Annotated in this window: 7 protein-coding genes; 2 read left to right on the forward strand and 5 right to left on the reverse strand. The window is 61.6% G+C overall.

Going from position 1 to position 7,209, the window contains the following annotated elements; translation table 11 throughout:
* Positions 1-71: 71 nt before the first annotated feature.
* The 5 genes from AC1RQ9_RS15245 to mnmE are packed head-to-tail and all read right to left on the reverse strand — an operon-like array spanning position 72 to position 5,612.
* Positions 72-971, reverse strand: a complete 900-nt coding sequence (locus AC1RQ9_RS15245; protein WP_485987638.1) for a ParB/RepB/Spo0J family partition protein — start codon at positions 969-971, stop codon at positions 72-74.
* On the reverse strand, positions 968-1,795 hold the full coding sequence (locus AC1RQ9_RS15250; RefSeq protein WP_193733148.1) for a ParA family protein: 828 nt from the start codon (positions 1,793-1,795) through the stop codon (positions 968-970). The genes AC1RQ9_RS15245 and AC1RQ9_RS15250 overlap by 4 nt, the downstream gene beginning before the upstream one ends.
* Complete coding sequence (rsmG, locus tag AC1RQ9_RS15255) at positions 1,788-2,396, reverse strand: 16S rRNA (guanine(527)-N(7))-methyltransferase RsmG (RefSeq protein ID WP_485987639.1); 609 nt, start codon at positions 2,394-2,396, stop codon at positions 1,788-1,790. The genes AC1RQ9_RS15250 and rsmG overlap by 8 nt, the downstream gene beginning before the upstream one ends.
* On the reverse strand, positions 2,393-4,264 hold the full coding sequence (gene mnmG, locus AC1RQ9_RS15260) for a tRNA uridine-5-carboxymethylaminomethyl(34) synthesis enzyme MnmG (protein ID WP_485987640.1): 1,872 nt from the start codon (positions 4,262-4,264) through the stop codon (positions 2,393-2,395). Before mnmG ends, rsmG begins: the two co-directional genes overlap by 4 nt.
* A gap of 13 nt (positions 4,265-4,277) precedes the next feature.
* Positions 4,278-5,612 carry a tRNA uridine-5-carboxymethylaminomethyl(34) synthesis GTPase MnmE gene (gene mnmE / locus AC1RQ9_RS15265; protein WP_485987641.1) on the reverse strand — a complete coding sequence of 445 codons (1,335 nt, stop codon included), beginning with the start codon at positions 5,610-5,612 and terminating at the stop codon, positions 4,278-4,280.
* Between the two features lie 73 nt (positions 5,613-5,685).
* On the opposite strand from mnmE, the gene AC1RQ9_RS15270 reads away from it, so the two are divergent.
* The gene (locus AC1RQ9_RS15270) at positions 5,686-6,141 is read left to right on the forward strand and encodes a methylated-DNA--[protein]-cysteine S-methyltransferase (RefSeq protein ID WP_193733165.1); all 456 of its coding nucleotides are present in this window, start codon (positions 5,686-5,688) and stop codon (positions 6,139-6,141) included.
* Between the two features lie 24 nt (positions 6,142-6,165).
* Complete coding sequence (locus tag AC1RQ9_RS15275) at positions 6,166-7,137, forward strand: quinone oxidoreductase family protein (protein ID WP_485987643.1); 972 nt, start codon at positions 6,166-6,168, stop codon at positions 7,135-7,137.
* Positions 7,138-7,209: the final 72 nt, after the last annotated feature.

Raw genomic sequence — 7,209 nt, forward strand, 5'->3', positions numbered from 1 at the left:
GCTTGGGTGAGAGGGCTTCTAGCAGTCACCCTGTTGTCTGGCAAGAGGAATTTTTGACTTTTTTGAAATTCCTACCGCTGCAGCAGTCGCAGCAGGCCATCAAACTGTTCCAGCGAACGGTAATCAATGCGAATGCTGCCGCCCTTCCCGTCAAAGGCGATCTGCACCTTCAGCCCCAGTCTGGTGGCAAGGTCGCGTTCCAGTGCAGCAATTTCAGGATTGCGCGCGATCTTTTCCGCCTTGTCACGCGCGGCAGCCGTCTTGCGTTCCTGCTGCTTGGCCAGAGCTTCCGTCTGGCGGACATTCAGCCCCTGCGCCAGCACGATTTTCAGTGCCGCAACGGGGTCGCCATGTGCCAGCAGGGCACGGGCATGCCCCGCCGACAGACTTTGATGACGCACCGCATCACGCACTGGTGGCGGCAACTGCAACAGGCGCACCATGTTGGCGACATGCGGACGGGACTTGCCAATCGCACTGGCCAGTTCATCCTGGGTCAGGTCGTAATCGTCCAGCAGGCGCTGCAGACCCTCGGCTTCCTCAATGGCGTTGAGGTCGGCACGCTGGAGGTTTTCCACCAGCGCCGCCGCCATGGCGTCCCCATCATCCAGCGGGCGGATATGAACGGGCACATCATGCAGGCCCGCAATCTGCGCGGCACGCCAGCGGCGTTCCCCTGCAATGATCTGGTAGATCCCCTTACGTCCCGGATGCGGCCGCACAAGGATGGGCTGCAGGATGCCACGCACGCGAATGGAACTGGCCAGTTCATCCAGCGCACCGGGTTCCATCTGCTGGCGCGGCTGGAAAGGGCTGGGTTCCATGACATCAATCGGCAGGCTGGAAATGGCTTCGGGCGTCTTGCGTGCTTCAACCGCCGGTGCGGCAGGCAGCATGTTGACCTGCTCACCCAGCAGGGCAGCCAGTCCGCGACCGAGACGGGGGCGACCGGCATCCTTCTTGGTTTTCATAAGCTGGCTTTCCCTTTCCGTACTGCATGCAGTCCCAGACGGTCCGTGACTTCGGTGGCAAGCGCCTGATAGGCCAGACTGCCGGACGAACGCTGGTCGTAATTCATCACCGGCTGTCCATGGCTCTGCGCCTCGGAAATCCGGATATTACGGGGAATGAGGGTTTCCATCACCCTGTCCCCAAAGAAGCTGCGGGCATCATCCGCCACCAGTTCCGATAGGTTGTTACGCCGATCGTACATGGTCAGCACAATGCCATCGAGCTTCAGTACGGGATTGAGTGACTGCCGCACACTGTTGACGGTCCGCACCAGCTGGCTGATGCCTTCCAGCGCGAAGAATTCACATTGCAACGGCACGATAACGGATTGTGCCGCCACAAGGGCGTTGAGGGTCAGCAGGCCCAGACTGGGGGGGCAGTCGATCAGGATGACATCATATTCCGCCCCGACCTGCGCCAGCGCATCACGCAGCCGGTATTCACGCCGGTCGGACATGACCAGTTCCAGTTCCGCCCCTGCCAGTTCCGTATCCGCCGCAATCAGCGACAGGCCAGGCACGGCGCTGGGCTGCACCACGGCGGCGGCCCGTTCGCCGTCTTCCAGCATGGCGTACGTGCCACTGCGGCGGGCATCATACCCTACACCCAGTCCGGTCGAAGCATTACCTTGCGGGTCCATATCGACAAGCAGGACCTTCAGTCCCGATGTCGCCAGAGCCGCCGCCAGATTGATGGCCGTAGTTGTCTTGCCCACACCGCCCTTCTGGTTGGCCAGCGCAATAATGCGGGGGGAAGATGCAAGCCCGCTTCCCGTATCATTCATTGTTGTAGTCTCTGACACGCCTGATATCGCTCAATTCTAGAATCACACCATCCGCATTTGTACGGCTTGGAATCCGGGTTGCCGCCATACGCCAGTCGGCGCTGGTTGTTGTCAGTTCATCTTCTGCATTCCTTCCTTTCAGAAACAGGCAGAAGCCATCTGGCCGCAGGAAGCGCGTCCCCCATTCCAGCAGGCGCGACAGGGGTGCGAGCGCGCGCGCCGTCACGACCTGTGCGGGGGGCACGTCAGCAACCTCCAGCCGCTGTGCACAGACACGGACCTGCACACCCGCCACCCGTGCGGCCTCACGCAGGAAGGCGGCCTTGCGCTGGTCCGATTCGATCAGTGTCACCTGCGCATCCGTGGCGCAGGCAATAACCAGGCCGGGGAAACCGCCACCGGACCCCATATCCACCAGACTTATGGGGCCAGATGGAATCAACCGCGCCAGTTGCAGGCTATCAGCAATATGACGCGACCATAAATGCGGCAGATCATGAGGCGAGACAAGATTGATCCGCTGGTTCCACCGCAACAGGATATCGGCATAGCGTTCCAGCCTGTCACGTGTTTCACGTGAAACATCGGGCGCGTCCGTCATACTGCGACCTGCCTTTGCCGCACATGCGCCAGCAGGGCAACCAGCGCCGATGGCGTAATGCCGGGAATACGCTGTGCCGCGCCAAACGTTACAGGCCGGACGCGCGACAACCGTTCCTGCATTTCCGTGCTCAGACCACCAACCTGGGCATAATCCAGATCCACAGGCAGGGTCATGCGCCCTTCGCTGGCAAGCTGACGAATTTCACGATCCTGCCGGGAAATGTAACCGCTATAGCGGGCCTCGGTCGCCAGATGCTGGACCACACGGGGCGGCAGGTCCGCAAACCATGGCGCAATCCGGGCAAGCATTTCGGGCGATGCATCCGTAGCCAGCACATCCACAAGCGTGCGCGCGCGCCCATCAGCCGAAACATTCACCCCGGCCCTGCGCAGGATGTCTGGATTATAGGTTTCATTGCGGGCACGCTCGGTGGCGGCTTCGATCGCGGCACAGTCCATACGGTATCGCTGTGCACGCGCCGTCCCTACGCAGCCCCATTCCAGTCCACGTGGGGTCAGCCGCAGGTCAGCATTATCGGCCCGCAGGGTCAGGCGGTACTCGGCGCGGGACGTAAACATGCGATAGGGTTCGGATACACCCTGCGTGGTCAGGTCATCGATCATCACGCCGATATAGGCATTTCCACGGTCCAGTGTGACACCTTCCTGCCCCGCAGCACAGCGGGCGGCATTGACACCGGCCAGCAGGCCCTGCGCCCCGGCTTCCTCATACCCGGTCGTGCCGTTGATCTGACCGGCAAGGAACAGGCCGGGCATGTTTTTCAGTCCCAGCGTGGGCGCCAGTTCGCGCGGGTCTACGTAATCATATTCCACCGCATAACCGGGCCTGACGATCCGGCAATGTTCCAGGCCCGGGATGCTGCGCAGCATTTCCACCTGCACGTTTTCAGGCAGGCTGGTGGAAATACCATTGGGATAGACCAGTTCCCCATCGGGAGTACCGGGCAGGCCTTCGGGTTCAAGGAATATCTGATGGGACTCACGCTGTGCAAACCGCACGACCTTATCCTCGATCGACGGGCAATAACGTGGCCCCCGTCCCGAGATCGCCCCGCCATACAGTGCGGAAAGCTGAAGGTTTTCACGTATGATCTCATGCGTGCGCGGTGTGGTAGCCGTGATGCGACATGACACCATGGGGTTGGTAATGGTGTCCGTCATGCGGCTGAAGGGTTCTGGCACGGCGTCGCCCCGGTCTTCCGCCAGAATGTTCCAGTCGATGCTGTCGCGCGCGATGCGGGCCGGTGTGCCGGTCTTCAGGCGCCCCATGCGCAGCCCCAGTGCGGCCAGACGTTCGCCCAGCGCATTCGCGGGCCGGTCCCCTACCCTCCCGGCTGGCTGGCTGTGATGCCCGACATGGATTGTCCCCCGCAGGAACGTGCCCGTCGCCAGAACCACTGCACCACAGGCGAAGGTACGGCCATCTTCACAGACAACGCCCTCGACCCGGCCCTGTCCATCAACCAGCAGGTCCCCCGCCGCGCCTTCGACAATATCCAGTCCTTCGGTCTGTGCCAGCAGGTCCTGTATGGCCTGACGATAGAGTGAGCGGTCCGCCTGCGCGCGCGGACCATGCACGGCTGGCCCCTTGGAACGGTTCAGCAGCTTGAAATGAATCCCGGCCCGATCGGCCGCAATCCCCATCAGACCGTCAAGCGCGTCAATTTCACGCACAAGGTGCCCCTTGCCGATCCCGCCAATGGCCGGATTGCAGGACATGATGCCGATGGTCTCAAGACGGTGCGTCAACAGCATCGTCCGCGCGCCCGTACGCGCGGCGGCAGATGCCGCTTCGCACCCCGCATGACCGCCACCCACGACAATCACATCATATACGCGACTCATCCCCGCACTTCCCCTATTTGCCAATGCAGAACTGGCCAAACACCGTATCCAGCAGGGCTTCCACATCCACCACCCCCGTCAGCCGCCCAAGGGCGCGCATGGCCAGGCGCATTTCCTCTCCGCGCATTTCCGGCCATGCCATCGTCTGTGCCCGCCCGATATAATGGACCGTTTCCTCTATCGCGGCACGATGCCGGGCGCGGGTAAACGGTGCGCTGGCCCGATCGGCAGTCAGGGCACGCGCCCTGTCGGCCAGAACATCCCTTAGCACATCCATGCCCGCCCCCGTGAGCACGCTAATCCCTATTACGCCATCAGGCGCGGGTGACAGGTCGGTCTTGTTGCAGACCAGTACACCATTCCCTTCCAGTCGGGATGGTGGAGGATTACCTGCAAATACATGCACTACGCAATCCGCCTGTTTCACGTGAAACAATGAACGTCGCACGCCTTCGGCTTCAATCTCGTCATCGGTTTCACGCAGGCCCGCGGTATCAACCAGCGTGACCGGCACATCCCCCATCACAACCCGGATTTCAATCGCATCACGCGTCGTGCCTGCACGGGTGGACACAATGGCGGCATCCCGCCCCGCCAGCGCATTCAGCAGGCTGGATTTGCCAACATTCGGTTCCCCCACAATGGCAAAAACCAGTCCGCGCCGCAGACGCTCGGCCCCTTCACCAGTTGCCAGATAATCCTGCATGGTCGCGTGCAGTACCCGCAGGCCATTCACCAGTTCCTGCTCCACTTCCGGGGGCAGTTCCTCGTCAGGGAAGTCGATCAATGCTTCCTGATGCGCCAGCAGCACGCGCAGCCTGTCGGCCCATTGCTGGTACAGGCGGCTCTGTGCCCCATCGACCTGCGCCAGCGCCTGTCGCCGCTGGGCCTCGGTCTCGGCGTCGATCAGATCGGCAATCCCTTCCGCCTGCATGAGGTCAAGACGCCCGTGCATAAACGCGCGGCGACTGAACTCCCCCGGTTCGGCAGGGCGTGCGCCCAGTGCCACCAGCGTATCGGCCACGGCATTGATGACCGCCGGCCCCGCATGCAGGTGCAGTTCGGCGCTATCTTCGCCCGTATAACTTTCTGGCCCCGGAAACCACAGCACCAGTGCACGATCCAGCAGGATGGGCGCATCCCCATCCCGTCGCCACAGCCCCCGCAGCGAGGCCCGGCGTGGCGCGGGCAGACGACCGCACAGGCTTTCCACAATCCTGCCGGCACCCGTACCGCTTAACCGCATGACGGCAATGGCGGCGCGGGACAGGCCGCTGGCGAGCGCGAAAATGACGGGGGGATGACGATCACTTTCCTGCACAAACATCTCCATGGTGGCCATCATCATTTTGTCAGTTCCCGGAACGGCGTTATCGTTCACCTCTTTGTCCTGATCAAGGTGACTCATGCCACAACTTTCAATGCATTCGCCACTCGCCCCCCTGACCGTCTCCGCCGAAGATGGAAAGATCGTGGCGCTGGACTGGGGCTGGGGCCGCGATCAGGAGGAAACGCCGCTACTGCTGGAATCCCGTGCCTGGCTGGACGCCTATTTTGATGGGGAGGCCACACTGTGCCGCCTGCCCCTTGCCCCGTATGGCACACCCGAGCAGCTACGCGCATGGCAGTTCATGCAGACCATTCCCGTAGGCCAGCAGGTTTCGTGGCGGGAAGCGGCCCGCCTGGCCAATGTTTCAACTGACACCATCATCAGTGCCTGTTCGGAAAATCCCATTCCCATCCTGATCCCCTGCCACCGCATCGATTTTACTGACTGTCCCCAATACGATCCCGAAACCTATCCCGGTGATGAAGGGGCGCGCGACCGGCAGTTCCTGCGTGACCTGGAAACCCTCTCCGCATCACCGCTGCCATAAACCCACCAACAGGGATTACAGGACATGAATACCGTCATCCGCATCCATGAATATGGGGGACCTGGCGTCCTCCGCACCGAAACGCTTCCGGTTCCCACCCCGGCGGCAGGCGAAGTGGTGCTGCGGCAGGAAGCCATCGGGGTCAATTTCATTGATACCTATTTCCGCACCGGACTGTATAAATTCCCTACCCTACCCGCCGTGCCGGGTATGGAAGGGGCTGGAACCGTAACCGCCATCGGTCCCGGCGTGGACACGATTCAGCCCGGCATGCGCGTGGCCTATGTCACGACACCAGGTGGCTATGCCACGTTCCGCACCATTGCAGCCGACAGGCTGGTGGTATTGCCCGATGACATCTCCGCCACGACCGCTGCCGCCATCATGCTGCGTGGCCTGAGTACGCATATGCTGCTGCGCGAGGTCCATCGCGTCCAACCCGGCGAGGACATTCTGGTCTATGCCGCCGCCGGCGGTGTGGGGCTGTTGATGTGCCAATGGGCACGTCATCTGGGCGCACGCGTCATTGGCGTCGTCTCAACGGTGGAAAAAGCGGAACTGGCGCGGACCAACGGGGCGGCGGATGTCATCATCGGCACGAACCGGATAAAGGAACAGGTCAGCGACCTGACCAACGGGCGCATGCTGCCGGTCGTTTATGACAGCATTGGCCGCGATACCTTTGAAACCAGCCTGTCCTGCCTTGCGCCACGCGGTCTTATGGTCAGCTATGGCAATGCATCGGGCGCGGTGACGGGTGTGAATGTCGGCACGCTGGCAGCCCATGGCAGCCTGTACCTGACGCGCCCGGCCCTTACGACCTATATCGCGCAACGCCCAGCACTACTGCATGCCGCCAACGAACTGTTTGAACTGGTAAGGCAGGATATCATCAAGCCGCGTATCGGTCAGTCCTTCCCCCTGACCGCGGCGGCACAGGCACATATCGCCCTTGAATCACGCAAGACCACCGGCAGCACGATCCTGATCCCCTGAGATAAAGCCCGAATAACAGAAGTTTTCGGGTGTCACCTTTTTTCAAAAAGACAGCGTCTTCTGAAGCTTTCT

This window comes from Komagataeibacter ossonobensis, assembly GCF_057359305.1.